Source organism: Mesorhizobium sp. M0862, assembly GCF_040319795.1.
Classification (GTDB): domain Bacteria; phylum Pseudomonadota; class Alphaproteobacteria; order Rhizobiales; family Rhizobiaceae; genus Mesorhizobium.
Window position 1 is genome coordinate 1 of sequence record NZ_JAMYOJ010000018.1, and the last position, 16,598, is coordinate 16,598.

The 16,598-nt window shown below is 64.5% G+C and carries 14 protein-coding genes and 1 pseudogene; 6 read left to right on the forward strand and 9 right to left on the reverse strand.

The window, feature by feature from the left end; genetic code table 11:
* Nucleotides 1–151: 151 nt before the first annotated feature.
* Nucleotides 152–1,992 (forward strand): annotated as a pseudogene (locus NKI15_RS23610) (ATP-dependent helicase); the annotation flags it as partial.
* 318 nt (nucleotides 1,993–2,310) lie between these two features.
* On the opposite strand, the gene NKI15_RS23615 reads toward NKI15_RS23610, so the two are convergent.
* The 5 genes from NKI15_RS23615 to NKI15_RS23635 all read right to left on the reverse strand — a co-directional run bounded on the left by NKI15_RS23615 (nucleotide 2,311) and on the right by NKI15_RS23635 (nucleotide 7,298).
* On the reverse strand, nucleotides 2,311–3,351 hold the full coding sequence (locus NKI15_RS23615; protein WP_023682111.1) for an ABC transporter permease: 1,041 nt from the start codon (nucleotides 3,349–3,351) through the stop codon (nucleotides 2,311–2,313).
* Complete coding sequence (locus NKI15_RS23620; RefSeq protein ID WP_023705531.1) at nucleotides 3,348–4,145, reverse strand: ATP-binding cassette domain-containing protein; 798 nt, start codon at nucleotides 4,143–4,145, stop codon at nucleotides 3,348–3,350. Before NKI15_RS23620 ends, NKI15_RS23615 begins: the two co-directional genes overlap by 4 nt.
* 86 nt (nucleotides 4,146–4,231) lie before the next feature.
* Nucleotides 4,232–5,245, reverse strand: coding sequence for a substrate-binding domain-containing protein (locus NKI15_RS23625; protein ID WP_023699592.1), 1,014 nt, complete (start codon nucleotides 5,243–5,245; stop codon nucleotides 4,232–4,234).
* Between the two features lie 116 nt (nucleotides 5,246–5,361).
* Entirely contained in the window at nucleotides 5,362–6,270 is a 909-nt protein-coding gene (locus NKI15_RS23630; RefSeq protein WP_023832879.1) for a sugar phosphate isomerase/epimerase family protein, read from the reverse strand.
* Entirely contained in the window at nucleotides 6,267–7,298 is a 1,032-nt protein-coding gene (locus NKI15_RS23635; RefSeq protein WP_023739845.1) for a Gfo/Idh/MocA family protein, read from the reverse strand. The genes NKI15_RS23630 and NKI15_RS23635 overlap by 4 nt, the downstream gene beginning before the upstream one ends.
* 194 nt (nucleotides 7,299–7,492) lie before the next feature.
* Here NKI15_RS23635 and NKI15_RS23640 point away from each other — a divergent pair, with 194 nt between their 5' ends.
* Both NKI15_RS23640 and NKI15_RS23645 read left to right on the forward strand, forming a co-directional pair.
* Nucleotides 7,493–8,518, forward strand: coding sequence for a LacI family DNA-binding transcriptional regulator (locus tag NKI15_RS23640; protein ID WP_352515152.1), 1,026 nt, complete (start codon nucleotides 7,493–7,495; stop codon nucleotides 8,516–8,518).
* A 161-nt stretch (nucleotides 8,519–8,679) separates the two neighbouring features.
* On the forward strand, nucleotides 8,680–10,155 hold the full coding sequence (locus NKI15_RS23645) for an esterase-like activity of phytase family protein (RefSeq protein ID WP_352515153.1): 1,476 nt from the start codon (nucleotides 8,680–8,682) through the stop codon (nucleotides 10,153–10,155).
* A gap of 78 nt (nucleotides 10,156–10,233) precedes the next feature.
* On the opposite strand, the gene NKI15_RS23650 is transcribed toward NKI15_RS23645, so the two are convergent.
* Nucleotides 10,234–11,022 carry a L,D-transpeptidase gene (locus NKI15_RS23650; protein WP_023668302.1) on the reverse strand — a complete coding sequence of 263 codons (789 nt, stop codon included), beginning with the start codon at nucleotides 11,020–11,022 and terminating at the stop codon, nucleotides 10,234–10,236.
* A gap of 198 nt (nucleotides 11,023–11,220) precedes the next feature.
* Between NKI15_RS23650 and NKI15_RS23655 the strand changes: the two genes are divergently transcribed.
* A complete protein-coding gene (locus NKI15_RS23655) occupies nucleotides 11,221–12,693 on the forward strand; it encodes an MATE family efflux transporter (protein ID WP_352515155.1) in 1,473 nt (490 codons plus the stop codon).
* Between the two features lie 3 nt (nucleotides 12,694–12,696).
* Here NKI15_RS23655 and NKI15_RS23660 read toward each other — a convergent pair whose 3' ends face one another.
* Complete coding sequence (locus NKI15_RS23660; protein ID WP_352515156.1) at nucleotides 12,697–13,905, reverse strand: MFS transporter; 1,209 nt, start codon at nucleotides 13,903–13,905, stop codon at nucleotides 12,697–12,699.
* A gap of 153 nt (nucleotides 13,906–14,058) precedes the next feature.
* Here NKI15_RS23660 and NKI15_RS23665 point away from each other — a divergent pair, with 153 nt between their 5' ends.
* The gene (locus NKI15_RS23665) at nucleotides 14,059–14,634 is read left to right on the forward strand and encodes a TMEM175 family protein (protein WP_023682120.1); all 576 of its coding nucleotides are present in this window, start codon (nucleotides 14,059–14,061) and stop codon (nucleotides 14,632–14,634) included.
* A 12-nt stretch (nucleotides 14,635–14,646) separates the two neighbouring features.
* Here NKI15_RS23665 and NKI15_RS23670 read toward each other — a convergent pair whose 3' ends face one another.
* Nucleotides 14,647–14,928: a hypothetical protein gene (locus NKI15_RS23670; protein ID WP_023668298.1), complete on the reverse strand. Its 282-nt coding sequence runs from the start codon at nucleotides 14,926–14,928 to the stop codon at nucleotides 14,647–14,649.
* Nucleotides 14,929–15,059: 131 nt separating this feature from the next.
* Between NKI15_RS23670 and NKI15_RS23675 the strand changes: the two genes are divergently transcribed.
* Nucleotides 15,060–15,926, forward strand: coding sequence for an SDR family NAD(P)-dependent oxidoreductase (locus NKI15_RS23675; protein ID WP_023753105.1), 867 nt, complete (start codon nucleotides 15,060–15,062; stop codon nucleotides 15,924–15,926).
* A gap of 26 nt (nucleotides 15,927–15,952) precedes the next feature.
* On the opposite strand, the gene NKI15_RS23680 is transcribed toward NKI15_RS23675, so the two are convergent.
* Nucleotides 15,953–16,384, reverse strand: coding sequence for a low affinity iron permease family protein (locus tag NKI15_RS23680; protein ID WP_023750938.1), 432 nt, complete (start codon nucleotides 16,382–16,384; stop codon nucleotides 15,953–15,955).
* Between the last annotated feature and the right edge of the window lie 214 nt (nucleotides 16,385–16,598).

Here is a 16,598-nt window from a genome sequence, read left to right on the forward strand (position 1 = left end):
AACCGCCGGGGGGCGGCGCGCGGGCCCCCCCCCCCCCCCCCCCCCGGGGGGGGGGGGGCCCGGCCGGGGGGGGGGGGGGGGGGGGGGGGCGGCCGCGCCGGCGCCAGTCACCCCTCCCCGCCGCTTCGCGGCGACCCTCCCCATCCAGGGGAGGGTAAAGCGCGATCGGCCGAAGGCCGCAAGCCCGACCGGGCGTCCGAGCCGTTGCGAGGCGACTCCCGCGACGCCGAAGGCGCGCAAAAAAGAGGGGGCGGAGGGCCCGCGCCGGCAGGCGCGGAACGGCCCGTGAGCGAAAACAAAGTCAACATCTGCTGCGTCGGCGACGACGACCAGTCGATCTATGGCTGGCGCGGCGCCGAGGTCGACAACATCCTGCGCTTCGACAAGGATTTCCCGGGCGCCACCATCATCCGGCTGGAGCGCAACTATCGCTCGACCGCGCACATCCTCGGCACCGCCTCGCACCTCATCGCCCACAATGAGGGCCGCTTCGGCAAGACGCTGTTCACCGAGAAGGTCGCCGAGGACGACGAGAAGGTGCATGTCCACGCCGCTTGGGATTCCGAGGAGGAAGCGCGCGCCGTCGGCGAGACCATCGAGACCTACCAGCGTGCCAAGCACAAGCTCAACGACATGGCCATCCTGGTCCGCGCCTCCTTCCAGATGCGCGAATTCGAAGACCGCTTCGTCACGCTCGGCCTCAATTACCGCGTCATCGGCGGCCCGCGTTTTTATGAGCGCATGGAAATCCGCGATGCGCTGGCCTTCTTCCGCGTCGTCGCGCAGGGCGCCGACGACCTCGCCTTCGAGCGCATCGTCAATGTCCCCAAGCGCGGCCTGGGTGAAGCCACCATCCGCCAGATCCACGACACGGCGCGGAGCTTGCGCATCCCGATGCTGGAGGCAGCCGCCAAGCTCGCAGAAAGCGACGAGCTGAAGCCCAAGCCCCGCGCGGCCTTGCGCGAAGTGGCGGCCAATTTCGAGCGCTGGCAGAAGGCGCTGGAAACCACGCCGCACACCGAACTCGCCGAGACCATTCTGGAGGAGAGCGGCTACACCGACATGTGGAAGAACGACCGCTCGGTCGAGGCGCCGGGCCGGCTGGAAAACCTGAAAGAGCTTATCCGCTCCATGGAGGAGTATGAATCGCTGCGCTCCTTCCTCGAACATGTCGCCCTGGTCATGGACGCCGAGCAGAACGCCGAGCTTGACGCCGTCAACATCATGACGCTGCATTCGGCCAAGGGCCTCGAATTCGAGACCGTGTTCCTCCCCGGCTGGGAGGAAGGCCTGTTCCCGCACCAACGCGCGCTGGACGAAGGCGGCCGCTCCGGCCTGGAGGAAGAGCGCCGTCTCGCCTATGTCGGCCTGACCCGGGCCAAGAAGAACCTGCATCTGTGGTTCGTCTCCAACCGCCGCATCCACGGCCTGTGGCAGTCGACCATCCCGTCGCGCTTTCTGGACGAACTGCCGGAAGCCCATGTCGAGGTCGCCGAAAGCGGCAACTCCTATGGCGGCTACGGCAATTCCTATGGCGGCGGTTCGTTCGCGTCGGGCCGTGGCGGCCAGGGCGCAGGGCGGCAGAACCCCTACGGCGCCTCGCGCTTCGACAATGTCGGCGCGGAAAAATCCGGCGCCTTCTCCAACACCTATGCGACGCCCGGCTGGCAGCGCGCGCAGGCCAACCGCACCGAGGCGACCGACCGCAACTGGGGCTCGCGCTCCGGCCACCAGGTCGAGCGCATCGGCTATGGCGAGACCGACTCCGGCTACGGCGCCGGCCGAACCAGCGTCAAAGGCCGCACCATTGACGGCGAACTGGTCGCCAAATCCGTCGCCGACACGCCGTCGCCCTTCAGCGTCGGCGACCGCGTCTTCCACCAGAAATTCGGCAACGGCAACATCTCCAACATCGAAGGCAACAAGCTGACCATCGACTTCGACAAGGCCGGCCAGAAACGCGTGCTGGACGGGTTTGTGGCGGCGGTGTGAGCGCCCGCTTGTCCTGTTGTCCTACAAGCGACCACATTGTTGTAGTCTGGCGGAGCCCTCCCCGCCTCGTCATCCACGGGCGGAGCAAGGAGCGTAGCGACGCAGCGTAGACCCGAGGATCCATCCCGCGTCTTCAACGCGTTGCCACGGTGCGGAATCCTGCGCAGCTGCACGCCAAGGTCGCGGAATGGATTCCAGGGTCTACGCGACGGAGCTTCGCTCCTGCTCCGCCTTAGAATGACGAAGCGACGGGCGTCTGCCCAGTCGTCGGGGCATGCGGTCCGCAACATGAGCGTCCCCGTCAATTTAGCCCGCCCCTCACCTGTACCGCGCCTGGTTCCACTTGTGCCCCAGCAGCGACAGGATGATGATCAGCCCGTTGAAGAACTGGACGTAGAAGCCGCTCAGGCCCGCCGCCACGACGCCGGTCTGGATGAACGACACGGTGACCGCGCCGATCGCTCCACCGGCAACCGTACCGATGCCGCCCCAGGTCGGCGTGCCGCCGACGAACACCGAAGCCAGCACCGGCAAGAGATAGCCGTCGCCCGCGGTCGGCCACCAGGTGAAGTTGATCATCACCGAAAACGTGCCGGCGATCGCGGCCCCGATGCCGGTGAAGATGAACACTTTCACCCGCACACGCTTGACGTCGATGCCCATTTGCTGGGCGCTGTCGGGGTTGTCGCCGACGACCCTCACCTGCGCGCCGAAGCGGTGCCGGTTGTAGAGCATTGCCGAAAAAATGACGAAGGCGAGTGCCCATAAGACCTGTACCGGAAAACCCCACACCTGACCGGAGAAGATGGTGTACGCCCAGCTGTCGCTGAGACCGGTCAATGCCGTCGATCTGCCCTCGTTGATGATCTGGATCAGTCCCCGCAGCAGGAAATTCATGCCGAGGGTGGCGATCAGCGACGACAGCCCGCCATAAACGACCAGGGATCCGACGAGAAAGCCGAGCAGCGTGCCGGTGAGAATCGCCGCTGCGATGCCGAGAAACGGATCGTAGCCGGCCTGCACCACCAGCGCGAACACCCAGGAGGCAAAGCCCATGGTTGCGGGAAACGACAGGTCGATCTCGCCACAGGTGACGACGAAGACCAGCGGCACCACCACGAACAGCGCAACGGGCAGCGTGGTCAGCACGGATCTGTAGAGATACCAGGTGGTGAACACGGTCGGGTTGGCGATCAGGAACGCCGCCATCATGATGATGAACACGGCGAGCGTGCCGAGCGCTGCGCGGTTGTCGATGACGAAACCGCGCAGCCAATGGTCGGACGGGTGCTTCCACTCAGGTCGGGCCGCCTTGCCGCCAAGAGGGCTCTGCAGATCGGGTTCCATGGTCTTGCTCATCGTGCTGCCCTCTCCGTGTCGCCGGCCTCGTGCAGCCCCGGCAATCCTCCGGGATGCGCAACGTCTTCCATGAAATTGATCAGCTCTTCGGCCGACTTGACCTCGGTGCGATCGGCGGTCAGCGCCACCTTGCCGCGGTCAATCACCACGAAGCGGTCGGCGATGTCGAAGACATGGTGGATGTTGTGGCCGATGAACAGGATCGAACGGCCGCTCGCCCGCACCTGGCGCACGAAATGGAAGACCTTGGCGGTCTCGGTCAGCGACAGCGCCGTCGTCGGCTCGTCAAGGATGATCAGCTCGGCCTGCTTGTAGATGGCGCGCGCGATCGCCACGCCCTGGCGCTCGCCGCCCGAGAGCTGGCCGACGATCGAGTGCGGCGTGAACACCTTCGAGGTGAAGCCGATCTCGCGCATCAGCCGGCTCGCCTCCTCTATCTCTTTATTGACCTTCAGAAAGCCCATGAAGCCGGTGAGTTCGCGGCCCATGAAGATGTTGCGCACAATGGTCTGCTGCACGGCCAGCGCCCGATCCTGGAAGACCGTCTCGATGCCGGCGTCGCGCGAGCGTGCCGCACTCCAGCCGGTCACCGGCTTGCCGCGCACCAGGATCTCGCCGCTGGTCGGCTTGACGACGCCGGACAGGATCTTGATCAGCGTCGATTTGCCGGCGCCATTGTCGCCGATCAGGCCAACCACCTCGCCGCGGTCGACCGAGAGATTGACCCCGCCCAGCGCATAGACCTGGCCATAGGATTTGCTGATGTCGCGCAGTTCGATGATGCGTTCGGCCATGGCGATCCTCGCTCCTGTGGTATCATCCCGGCCTGGTGCCGGCGGTCCTGCCGGCCGGGCTTGCGCCCAGCCGGCAGTTTGGGAGGTCAGCGCAGCGCCTGCTTGGCGAGCTCGGCGACGATCTCGTAATTCTGCGGCGTGACGAAGCCCGCCCCGGTGTCGACATTCATCGGCGCCAGGCCCAGCACCACCTGCTGGCAAAGGCTGAGGATCGGCAGATAGCCTTGCAGAAACGGCTGCTGATCAGCCGTCAGCTGCACCCAGCCGCCCTTGAACGCCTCGACGATCTGCGGGCTGGTATCGAAGCCGAAGTTGAAGATGTCGCCGGGCTTGCGTCCTGCCGCCTGCATGTAGGTGGCGACGTTGCCCAGCATCTGGCCGCCGGGATAGCCGACCGCCTTGACGTCGGGATTGTTGAGCAGGGCCGCGGTGATCACCGGTATCGCCAGATTGGGGTCGGACGCCCATTCGCCGCTCGGCGGCGACGACAGCTGGATGACCTCGACGCCGGCTTCCTTGAGTGCTGCCACCGTGCCGCGCTCGCGCGCGCCGCGGGCCTCGTTCTCGAACGGACCGATCATGATTGCCTTGTCGCCGGACTTGAGCTTCCCGAGCTTGAACGCCTCAGTGCCGAGCGCGCGGCCCTGCTGCTCCTGCTGGGCGCCGACATAGCCGCCGCCGAACGCGTCCACCACCTTCGGCACCGGCACGTTCTGGTACATCATCTTGATGCCGTCCTTATGCGCCTGTTCGGCCAGCGGCATGATCGCGGCGTCGCCCGGATGGCCCATCATGGCAATGCCGTTTGGCTTCACGGCGACGGCCTCACGCAATTGCTGCACCATCTTCTCGACGTCCCACTGCGAGAAGATGTAGTCGACCTTCGGCCCGAGATCGGACGCCGCCTGCTTGGCGCCATTGTAGACGATGGTGCCGAAAGCGTCGCCCTCGGCGCCGCCGACGAAAAAGCGGATGTGGACATCCTTGCACCACTGGGCGTCGAGCGCCTGCGCCGGCAGAGTGGAGATGGCAGCGCACAGCGCCGTGGCGGCGGCCACGACGGTCGAGCGCAGAAGTGTCGTTCTCATTGCGATGCTCATGCACGTTCCTCCCTTTTGTCCTCGGTGAGCCGAGGGGTTTCGTCGTTCGCCTGTCGGCAGTGCTTGTCGGCAGTGCTTGGCAATCTGTCAGGCCGGCTCCTCCCACCGGCCCTCGGTCACGCCGGGTTCGGCAGGTAGGTCGCTCCTCCCCGGCATTGCTTGAGGTATTCCAGCCCGCGCACCTGACCTGTGATTTCGAGGTCGCCGCGATAGACCGGGTCGTGCCAGCCCTCGATGTCGATGGCGCCCTTGTAACCGGCCAGCCGCAATTCGCTGATCACCCGCGTCCAGTCGCTGTCGCCAAACCCGGGTGTGCGCATCTGCACGAAGGGCAGCTTGCCGAACACGCCGTGCTCGCGGATCACATCCCAGCGCACCGTCGCGTCCTTGCCGTGGACATGGAAGATGCGCGGCGCCCATTTGCGGATCTGCGGCATCGGGTCGATGAGATAGACAAGCTGATGGCAGGGCTCCCATTCGAGGCCGAGATTGTCGTCGGGCAATTCGTTGAACATCAACTCCCAGGCATCGGGATTGTGGGCGATGTTCCAGTCGCCGGCCGCCCAGTTGCCATCCATCGCGCAATTCTCGAAGGCGATGCGCACGCCCTTGTCTGCGGCGCGCCTGGCCAGCGGACCCCAAACCTCACGGAAGCGCGGCAGGCTGTCTGTCAGCTTCTTGCCACGCAGACGTCCGGTGAAGCCGCTGACGATCGAAGCGCCGAACAGATGCGCATTGTCGATGACGGTTTCCCAGGCCGCGAGCACGCCGCGATCGACCTCGCCATCCTCCAGCGGATTGCCGAACACGCCGATCGACGACACGGCGACATCGGCATCGCCGATCGCCTCGCCAATCTCACCGGCGAGCCGCGCCAGATCCTTGCCGCCCAGCGTCTGCCAGAAGAAGGGCTGGATGCTCTCGAAGCCGAGCGGCAGAATCTCTTTGATGTAGGCGGCCGGGTCTTCGAGATTGGCCCGCACCATGGTGCCGATCCGGATGTCGAGAAGCGGGTTTGGCATCATGATGCTTCCTGTGTGATTGCGACGCGCCGTCCGGTCTCGGCGCTTTCGATGGCGCCAAAAACCATGGCCAGGCTTTTGATGTTGTCGCTGCCACGGGTTTCCGGCTCGCTGCCGGTCTCGATGGCGTGGATGAAATCCTTGATGATGCCGAGATGACCGCCGACGCGGTCGGCGGAATCGAGCGGCGGTACTGTGATGGGCTGGGTCAGGTCGAACAGGCCGTCGCGGACCGACAACACAACCTCGGCCTTCAGTCCGTCCTCGCCGTCCCAGAGCAGGCTGCCGTGCTCGGCGACGATGCGCCATGTGCTCTCCCAACTGGTGCGGAAGCCCGCCGCGCACCAGGAGCCTGCATAGGTGAAGCGCTTGCCGCCGCCGAGATCGAAGATAGCGCTGGCCGACGAGCCCTGCCGGTACCAGGAATTCGCCGGATCCCATTCCTGGCAATAGACGCCGGCGGGATCGCCTGCGACCATGTAGCGGGCGGCGTCGAATGTGTGGATCGCCATGTCGAGCAAGAGCACATGCGCCATCTCCTCGCGAAAGCCGCCGAAATGCGGCGCGACGAAGAAGTCGGCATGGATGCTGGTTGGCTTGCCGATGGCGCCGGAGTCGAGAAAGCGCCTTATGCGCCGGACATTGGCGACATAGCGGCGGTTCTGCACGACCGCATGGACGCGCCCCGCGTTACGCGCCGCATCGACGATGGCGCGCGCATTTTCCGGAGTATCGGCCAGCGGCTTTTCCGTCAGCAGATGGCAATTATGGGCAAAGGCGGCAAAGGCGACATCACGCCGGGCGGCTGGAACCACGACATCGAACACCGCGTCGGGCCTGGTCTGGTCGAGCACCGCGTCGAGGCTGGTGCCGATTACTGCGCCGTCGAGCCCGTATTCGTGCGCCCTCGCCTTCGCCCGTTCGGCGTCGAGATCGACAAGGCCGACAATGGCCAGCCCGTCGATCTGCCTCGCGGCATCGAGCCAGGCCTTGCTCATCGCTCCACAGCCGACGAGGACGGCATTCATCATCCGGCATTCCTCCCGTCCGGTCCCTCCAGACCGAATGTCACGGCATTTCCGGCATCACCGTAAACGTTTCTCCGTAAACGTTTACGAGAACACACCCGATGGCGTAGAATGTCAATCGGCTGTCAGCGAAAATCATCCCGAAGCCTTGGCCTGGGCGGCAGCCGGTGCTAGCCAAGACAGGGGGAGAACTGTCCTTGGCGTCCAGCATCCATGACCTCGCGCGTCACCTGAACATTTCGATCGGCACCGTGTCGCGGGCGTTGAACGGCCGCGCCGACGTCAATGCCGACACCCGCCAGCGCGTGCTCGCCGCCGCCAAGCAATTGAACTATTCGCCCAACCAGTCCGGCCGCAGCCTGCGGCAAGGCACCACCCATTCGATCGCCTTCATGCTGCAGCCGCATCCGGGCGACCAGCAATATGGCGAACCGTTCTTCATCCCGTTCCTGATCGGTCTGCAGGGCCGGCTGGCCGAGGATGACCTGGATCTGATGGTCGTCATGGGCGAGCCCGGCCAATATCAGCAGGAGAGGCTGCGCCGCGTGGTTGAGACGCGCCGGGCCGACGCGGTCGTGTTGGCCAATACACGGCGGGAAGACGATCGGATCGACTATCTCAGCAAGGCCGGCTTTCCCTTCGCCACGCTTGGGCGAAGTCAATCCGGCGACGACACCTATCCTTCGCTCGATATCGATTTCGAGAGGGCGGGTGATGAAGCCGTCGACCGGCTGGTCGCGCGCGGCCACCGCCGGATTGCCGCCATCCGCCCTTCGCTTGATCTCAACTTCGGCTACCTGTTCCTCGACGGCTACCGCAAGGCGCTGGAGCGGCATGGCATCGAAGTCGACCCCGGCCTGATCGCCGACGGCTTCATCAACGAGGCAGGCGGCTACCAGGTGACGCCGCGCGTGATGCTCTCCAAGGACCGGCCCACAGCCATCATCTTCAACAATGACGCAATGGCGCTCGGCGGCTGCAAGGCACTGGCCGAGATGGGCATCAGGCCCGGCCACGACATCGCGGTGATCGTCATCGTCGACACGCCGCTCTGCCGCTACTTTTCACCGGCGCTGACCGCCTTCCGCCCGGCGCTGGAGCCGATGGGAAGGCGGTTGGCCGAAATGCTGCTGGCCTCGCTTCCCGCCTTTGCCGGCCCGGAAGGTCCGCGCATCATCCGCGAAGTTTGGCCGCTGGAGTTGATCGCGCGCGACAGCGATTGATAGTGCGTCTCTCCCTTCTCCCACAAGGGAGAAGGAAGAGGCCCGCTCTGTCACGCAAGTATCATGTTCGCGTCCTAGACCGCTTTGCGAGAGGGCGACATCGTCGATGCGATGCGGTGGCCCCTTTGCGCCGCTCAAGGCTTGTCACAAAGAGGATCTCCATGAAAATCTCGCACCGAACCGTGTCGCTCGGCGCCGCGCTGGCGCTGTTTACCGCCCTGACCCCTGCCCTTGCCGACAGCACCGCCACCGTTGGCGGCTTCGTCAACAAGGGCCTGGTCGGCGTCGGCCGCATTCCGGCCGATCAGAAGGACAAGTTCGGCGAGACCTTCGGCTCCGGCTCCGGCATGTCGATCGACGCCGCAAGCTGGAACCGTGGCGCGGACGGCTACAAGGGCTCGCTCTGGTTGCTGCCCGACCGCGGCTACAATGTCGTCGGCACCACCGACTACCGGCCGCGCCTCAACACTATTCATATCGAATTCACGCCGACCGCACTGGGCGCCACGCCCACCGCCGGCCAGGAACGGACCGGCGTCAAGGCGACGCTAGCCGATTCCCTGCTGCTCACCGACGACAAGGGCGCAGACGCCACCGGTCTCGATCCGCTCAACGGCGTGCGCGCGGCCAATGGCGACCTGCCGATCCTGCCCGAGGCCAATGGCAAGCTGGCGCTCGACAATGAGGCGATCGCGCGGCTGCCCGACGGCACCATGTTCATCTCTGACGAATACGGCCCCAACATCTACCGCTTCTCGGCCGACGGCCATCTGTTGTCGGCAACGCAGCCGCCCGCCGCTTTGGTGCCGATGCGCAAGGGCGCGCCGAACTTCGCCTCCGACAATCCGGGCCCCGGTGCAGCCGAACCCGATCCGAAGGATCCCGAAACCGGCCGCCAGAACAATCAAGGCCTCGAAGGCATGGCGCTGACGCCGGACGGCAAGTCGCTGATCACTGTGCTGCAGTCGGCGCCCCGCCAGGATGGCGGCGATTCGCCCGCGACGCGCCAGAACACCCGCGCGCTGGTCTACGACGCCTCCGACCCGGCCCATCTCAAGCTGGTGCATGAATATGCCGTGCCGCTGCCGGTGTTCAAGGACGCCAAGGACAAGACCAAGGTCGCCGCGCAGAGCGAAATCGTGGCGCTGTCCGACAAGACCTTCCTGATGCTGGCGCGCGACAGCGGAAACGGCCAGGGGGTGAAGGGCGATACTTCGCTGCTGCGCCAGATTTTCGTCGTCGACGTCTCTGGCGCCACCGACATTGCCGGCGGCGCCTTCGATGCCGCCGACAAGCCGCTGGCGCCCAAGGGCGTGCTCGACCCCTCGGTGACCCCGGCCAAGCTGACGCCGTTCATTGACATCAACGACAACAAGGAACTCGGCCGTTTCGGCCTGCATGACGGCAAGCCGAACGACAAGAACAATCTGTCGGAGAAGTGGGAAGCGATGTCGGTGGTCAGCGTTCTCGATCCGGCGCTGCCCGACGACTATTTCCTGTTCGTCGGCAACGATAACGACTTTCTCACCCAGGACGGTTTTCAGGTCGGCGCGCCCTACAAGGCCGAAGACGGCGCCGATGTCGATACCATGTTCCTGGTCTATCAGGTCACGCTTCCGGGCCTCGCCAAGAAGTAGCCATATACGGAAAGGCGGACGCGCCCGGCGCGTCCGCCTTTAACCGTCTGTCGGCGATCAGCGATGCCGTGAAGGCACCTATTTCAAAATCTCCGCATCCCTTGGCACGCCGGCATCGATCGGCTCGGCGGTCCGGCTCGACACAGCCATGATCTTGCCCGCGGCCGACAGGTTCGGGCGCACATAGACCTGGGCTACGCCGTTGACCCGGCTGTAGAGGTCGATGATGTCCTGGTTCATGAAGCGCACGCAGCCCGACGACGCGTTCTTGCCGATGGAATCCCATTCCGGCGTGCCGTGCAGCCGGTACATCGTGTCCTTGCCGTCGCGGAACAGATAGAGCGCGCGCGCGCCGAGCGGGCTCTGCGGTCCGGGCGGCATGCCGTCCTTGTATTTCGCCAGTTCCGGCCGGCGCTGGATCATTTCCGGCGGCGGCGTCCACACCGGCCATTTCTTGCGCGCCTGGATCACGGCGCTGCCGGTCCAGCCAAACCCGGCCTTGCCGAGGCTTACGCCATAGCGCATTGCCTTGCCGCCATCGCGCACCAGATAGAGAAAATGCTCGGATGTATCGACGACGATCGTGCCGGGTTTTTCGCCGGTCGGATCGTCCACGATCTGGCGCACGAACTTCGGATCGAGCTTGGCCACGGGGATTGCCGGCAATGAAAAGCCCTCATCGACGCGCGCCGAATACATGGTGGCGGCATCGCCCAGAGCCGGTTCGGGCGCCGGAGCGGGCGTTGGCGGCACCACGACGTCGGTCGTGGTGCAGGCTGAAAGCGCCATGGAAGCGGCACCCAAAGCGGATATTCCAAGAAACGCGCGCCGGTTCAGGCGCTCGGAAAAAAGCGGATTGTCGGACATGATCCCCCCAGCCTATTCATCATATCCAACAGGATATGCGACCCCACGCGGCGACGACCCATATCCCATTCCGGATGTTTTGAGAACTGATTAGCGTGAAGCCGCCAGGTGGCATGTTCCAATGCCGCATCGACCTTGTCCGTTAAATCGGCGATCATTGCCGGGCGGACTTTGAGATGAACCTTCGCCGAACAGCCCATGGACGAAAAAATACTACCGCGCCGGCGCACCGGCGATCTCACCAGCGGCCCAATCCCTCGCACGCTGCTGTTGTTCGCGCTTCCGGTGCTCGGTTCCAATGTGCTGCAGTCGCTCAACGGTTCGATCAACGCCGTCTGGGTCGGCCGCTTCCTCGGTGAATCGGCGCTGACGGCGACCTCAAACGCCAATCTGGTGCTGTTCCTGATTCTTGGCACCGTGTTCGGCATCGGCATGGCCGCCACCATCCTGGTGGCGCAATCGGTCGGCGCCCGCGACCTGCCCGAGGCGCGGCGCATCGTCGGCACCAGCGCCAGCTTCTTCTTCCTCGTCTCGGCTATCTTCGCCGTCTGCGGCTGGATCTGGGTCGACGCTATCCTCAACACACTGGGCACCCCGCCCGATGCGCTGCCGCTGGCGCGCTCCTATCTGCGCATCATCTTCGTCGCCGTGCCGATGATGAATCTTCTGTCCTTCGTCATGACGGTGCTGCGCGGTGCGGGTGATTCGCGCACGCCATTTTTCTTCATGGCGCTCGCCGTCGTGCTCGACATCATCCTCAATCCGCTGCTCATTCGCGGAATCGGCCCCTTCCCCGAGCTCGGCATCGCCGGCTCCGCCACCTCGACGCTGATCGGCCAGACGGTGAGCGTGATCGCCATCCTCGTCGTGCTTTATGCCAGAAAGCATCCGTTGCGGCTCGCCGGCGCGAACCTCGCTCTGCTGCGGCCGGATCCGGCGCTGCTCAGGATCGTCGTCTTCAAGGGCGTGCCGATGGGCCTGCAGATGATCGTCATTTCGGCGGCGGCGCTGACCGTGATGGGCATCGTCAACTCCTACGGCTCGCAGGTCGCCGCCGCCTATGGCATCGCGGCGCAGCTGTGGACCTATATCCAGATGCCTGCACTGGCGATCGGCGCCGCAGTCTCGTCGATGGCGGCCCAGAATGTCGGCGCAGGGCGGTGGGACCGCATCGGTCGCATCGCGGCGTCCGGCGTCGGCTTCAACCTGGTGCTCACCGGCGCCCTGGTGGCGCTGCTGTTCTTCTTCGACAGGCCGGTACTCGGCCTGTTCCTTAGCGGGGACAGCACCGCAATCGACATTGCAGCCCACATCAACAAGGTGGCGTCCTGGTCGTTCATCCTGTTCGGCGTCACCATCGTGCTGTTCGCGACCGTGCGCGCCACCGGTGCCGTGATGCCGCCGCTGATCATTCTGGTGATTTCCGTGATGGTCGTGCGTACCGGCTTTGCCTACTTCTTCAGGAGCTACATCGGCGAGGAAGCGCTGTGGTGGAGTTTTCCGGCGGGATCGATCACCTCGCTGGTGCTGGCCGCCGCCTATTATCGCTTCGGCCGCTGGCGCACCATGCACATGATCGAGGACCGGCCGGCCGCCGGCGAGCCGCCCGACACCGGCCTCGGCATCCCGCGCGGACGGGCAAACATGGCGCCCGGGACGCCAAACGGGTGAGGCTCAGCGCGCGTATTTGACGCCGAACCCCAGCGCTACGACAGAGAACAGCGTGATCATGCCGGCGAAGGCCAGGCTTGCCGTCGTCGGAGTGGCCCAACTCGACAGCAGCCCAATGCCGATCACCGGCAGCGCATTGCCGCAGAAGCAGCAGATGAAGAATGCCGACACCAATTCGGCGCGGCGCTCGGCAGGTGCGATCTGGTTCACCACCTGCAGGCCGCCGCGATACCCGAGCGCAGCCGCCACGCCGCACAGAGCGGTGGCGGCAATCATCAGCGACATCGAGGCGAAAAACTGCGCAGCAACCATCAGCCCTACGGCCGGGATCATCAGCGCCAGCGCGCCCAGCATGCCGGCGCGGCTGGACAGTCGGGCCGTGGCCAGAATGGTCGCGGCCGCAACCATCGACAGTTCAAAGAACAGCCCGCCGGCCTCGGCATGGTTGGCCACATGCAGCTGCTGCGCCAGGATGCTCGGCGCCAGGGCTGCATAGAAGCCGACCAGCGCCATGGCGCCGAAGCCGGTGACGGCCGGCGCCACGAAAGCGGCGCGGATATCAGCGGGCACCGACAGCCGCGGCCGCAGCGAAACATCGGCCAGCCTTCCCGGCCGCGAAACGGTTTCCCTGGTGCGCCAGATCAACAGCGTCACCACCACGAGCAAGGCAAGATAGACCGCAAACGTTAGTCTCAACGGCCAGGGCGCATATTCGGCGAGCAGGCCCGATGCCAGCGCGCCGAGGCCAAGGCCAACGAAGTTGGTGCTGGTGGCGATGATTGCCGCGCGCGATTTGTCCTTACCCTCGATCAATTCGGCAAGCCAGGCCGTGCCGGTTCCCGCGCCGACGCCGATGCCAAGGCCGCTCAATATGCGGGCGACATCGAGCCATGCGACGTTCTCGGCCAACAGGAACACCAGCGCGCTGACCACCGCTATGGCCATCGACGCCAGCGCCGCAGGACGGCGGCCAATGCCGTCGGACAAGCGCCCGAACATCAGCAATGCGCCGAGATTGCCGACGACATAGACGGCGTAGACCAGCGTCAGCGTGATCTGCGAGAAACCGAAGGCCTGCTTGTAGATGACGTAAAGCGGCGTCAGCACCGTGCTGCCGGCGAACAGAGCGGCGATCATGGCGGCAACCGCGGCCATCGCGGGCCGGCCATCGAGTCCGTTGTCGCGCGTTATGGTCTCGGCATAGCTGGTCATGGCAACCTCCGGCCAATCGCCCAACGCCCAATTGCGCCCCAACGTCCATGTAAGGATGGCCGTTCCACGCGCCGAACTTCATCCTGACAACCTTGTCAGGATGGTCTTGCCCGAAATCCTCGCTTAACGTCTTTCCATCGAGAAGGAGAATCCATGGGAAAAGGTAGAGTCGAGGCATTCACCGATGGGGTGGTCGCCATCATCATCACCATCATGGTGCTGGAGCTGAAAGTGCCCCATGGGGAGGATTTTTCAGCGCTTCTGCCGCTGTGGCCGATCTTTTTCAGCTATGTCTTGTCGTTCATCAATGTCGGTATCTACTGGAACAATCTGCACAACATGTTCCACACCGTCCAAAGGGTCGACGGCCGCGTGCTGTGGGCCAACCTCAACCTTCTGTTCTGGTTGTCGCTGATGCCGGCGACGACGGCCTTCATGGGCGAGAACCATTTCGCGCCGGTCCCCGTCGCCGTCTATGGCATCGACCTGGTGCTGTGCGCGGTCGCCTACACCTTTCTCGCCACCAAGCTGCACCATTTGCACGGCAACGACACCGCCTTCGCCAAGGCGCTGGGCAATGACCGCAAGGGCAAGATCTCGGTGGCCCTCTACGCCGCCGCCGTCCCGCTTGCCTTCGTCAACCAATGGATCGGCGTTGCGATCTTCGTGCTGGTGGCCGCCGTCTGGTTCGTTCCGGACACGCGTTTTTCGCGGGTGCTGGAAAAGTAGCGTAGGACGCCTCTACTTGCGCATCGCCTTCAGCTTTTCGGCAACCGACGCGGCTAGGTCGGCATAGCGCTCCTCCAGCCGCTCGGCCGCCTTGATGATCGAAAAATCATGGCCGAATTTTTCCAGCGCCATGCGCAATTTCTCGACGAACTCGGCCTGTTTTTCGAGTGCCGAAAACAAGGTCTTCACCTGCGCTTCGCTTATGTCCGGATTGGCAAGCATCTGTGGCACCTCGCGGCCCATCTGGTCGCCGGTGGCGGTCTGCTCCTTCAGGATCGCAACCCAGTCGGTCAATCGGCAGTCTCCTGTTCAGCCGCAGCATGCACAGCCGCCGTTGATGCGGTCAACCCGAACACGCGGGACGGCCTTGCACGATGCGCGTCCCGCGCTAAGTTCGGCGCCACCCGAACCCTAGGAAAAAGATCATGACCTCCGACGCCGAAATCCAATCCGCTTTGCCCGCCCTCAGCCGAGGCAACGTCGCCGTCATCACCGGGGGCGCCAGCGGCATCGGGCTTGCCGCCGCCAAAAGGCTGGCGGCTATGGGCATGAGACTGGTGCTGGCCGACATTGGCGGCGCGCGCCTCGATGCGGCCCGCCAGGCAGTCGCCGCGATCGCCGGCGAGAATGCCGTGCTTGCGGTCGCCACAGACGTCTCGAAGGCCGACGAACTCGGCCGGCTGGCGGAAAAGACGCATGCCGCTTTCGGCGCCGTATCGCTGCTGATGAACAATGCCGGCGTCGGCAACAATCCGGGAAAACCGTGGGAGAACGGCGACGCCTGGAAGCGGATGATCGACATCAATTTCTGGGGTGTCGTACATGGCGTCGAGGCCTTCGCTCCGGCCATGCTGGCCTCCGGAGAGCCTGGCCTGATCATCAACACCGGCTCCAAGCAAGGCATCACCACGCCACCCGGCAATCTCGCCTACAACGTCTCCAAATCGGCATTGAAGACGTTCACCGAAGGGCTGGCGCACGCATTGCGCAACGAGCCGGGCGCGAAGGTCGCGGCGCATCTTCTCATTCCCGGCTTCACCTTCACCGGCCTCACCGAAGGAGCGGTCGAAAAACCCGCTGGCGCCTGGACCGGCGAGCAGGTGGTCGACTTCATGCTGGCTTCGCTGGCGCGTGGGGACTTCTACATCCTCTGCCCCGACAATGAGGTGATGCGGCCGACCGATGAAAAGCGCATGGCCTGGGCGATCGGCGACATCATCGAGAACCGGCCTGCTCTCTCGCGCTGGCACCCCGACCATAAGGACGCTTTCGCGGCCTTTATGGGAAACTGATCGTCGAACTCAGCCAAAGCCGAGACTCAGGCGGGCGCGCGTTTTTTCGCGGTGCGCTTTTGCGCGACGGCCTTCTTGCCCGCCAGTTCGGCGAGCTCGTGGTCATGGCGTTTTGCCGCCCGCTCGCATTTGTCTCTGATCTCCTCGACCTCGGATTCGGTCAGGTGCTCGATGCCGATGAAATGATTGTGGCCCTCGCTGACGCGGATCAGTTCGTCGAGCTTGGCCTGAACCGCGGCGCCGTCGCGGTTCTGGGTGTTCTGAATCAGGAACACCATCAAAAAGGTGATGATCGTCGTTCCCGTGTTGATGACGAGCTGCCACGTATCGGAGAAGCCGAAGAATGGCCCGCTTACCGCCCAGACGATAACGATGGCGCAACAGGCGATGAAAGTCGGCGGCAGGCCCGCCAAGTGCGAAACGGTGTTGGCGATTCTGGTAAACAGCTTTTCGATCATTCACATCCTCAACCGTTCAAAGCGCGACGAGCTGACCAAGGCCGCATTCATCGCTCCAACAATAAACAACCGGCAGCCGCTTCCGGTTCCCTGTCGCAGAGGGCATCGCTGGTGCAATTGTATGCACGCCAAAGGCGCAGCGCCGTGAAAAGCCGCCTTATCGGTTTGTTGCCATTAGTCACCATGCAGGCCAAAACCTGTTCGTTCCGCTTCA

What these genes read in the sequence shown, in the direction of transcription:
- NKI15_RS23615 (WP_023682111.1), bottom strand. Translation starts at nt 3,351, where the DNA reads ATGAGCAAGACCATGGAACCCGATCTGCAGAGCCCTCTTGGCGGCAAG.
- NKI15_RS23620 (WP_023705531.1), bottom strand. Translation starts at nt 4,145, where the DNA reads ATGGCCGAACGCATCATCGAACTGCGCGACATCAGCAAATCCTATGGC.
- NKI15_RS23625 (WP_023699592.1), bottom strand. Translation starts at nt 5,245, where the DNA reads ATGAGCATCGCAATGAGAACGACACTTCTGCGCTCGACCGTCGTGGCC.
- NKI15_RS23630 (WP_023832879.1), bottom strand. Translation starts at nt 6,270, where the DNA reads ATGATGCCAAACCCGCTTCTCGACATCCGGATCGGCACCATGGTGCGG.
- NKI15_RS23635 (WP_023739845.1), bottom strand. Translation starts at nt 7,298, where the DNA reads ATGATGAATGCCGTCCTCGTCGGCTGTGGAGCGATGAGCAAGGCCTGG.
- NKI15_RS23645 (WP_352515153.1), top strand. Translation starts at nt 8,680, where the DNA reads ATGAAAATCTCGCACCGAACCGTGTCGCTCGGCGCCGCGCTGGCGCTG.
- NKI15_RS23650 (WP_023668302.1), bottom strand. Translation starts at nt 11,022, where the DNA reads ATGTCCGACAATCCGCTTTTTTCCGAGCGCCTGAACCGGCGCGCGTTT.
- NKI15_RS23655 (WP_352515155.1), top strand. Translation starts at nt 11,221, where the DNA reads ATGGACGAAAAAATACTACCGCGCCGGCGCACCGGCGATCTCACCAGC.
- NKI15_RS23660 (WP_352515156.1), bottom strand. Translation starts at nt 13,905, where the DNA reads ATGACCAGCTATGCCGAGACCATAACGCGCGACAACGGACTCGATGGC.
- NKI15_RS23665 (WP_023682120.1), top strand. Translation starts at nt 14,059, where the DNA reads ATGGGAAAAGGTAGAGTCGAGGCATTCACCGATGGGGTGGTCGCCATC.
- NKI15_RS23675 (WP_023753105.1), top strand. Translation starts at nt 15,060, where the DNA reads ATGACCTCCGACGCCGAAATCCAATCCGCTTTGCCCGCCCTCAGCCGA.
- NKI15_RS23680 (WP_023750938.1), bottom strand. Translation starts at nt 16,384, where the DNA reads ATGATCGAAAAGCTGTTTACCAGAATCGCCAACACCGTTTCGCACTTG.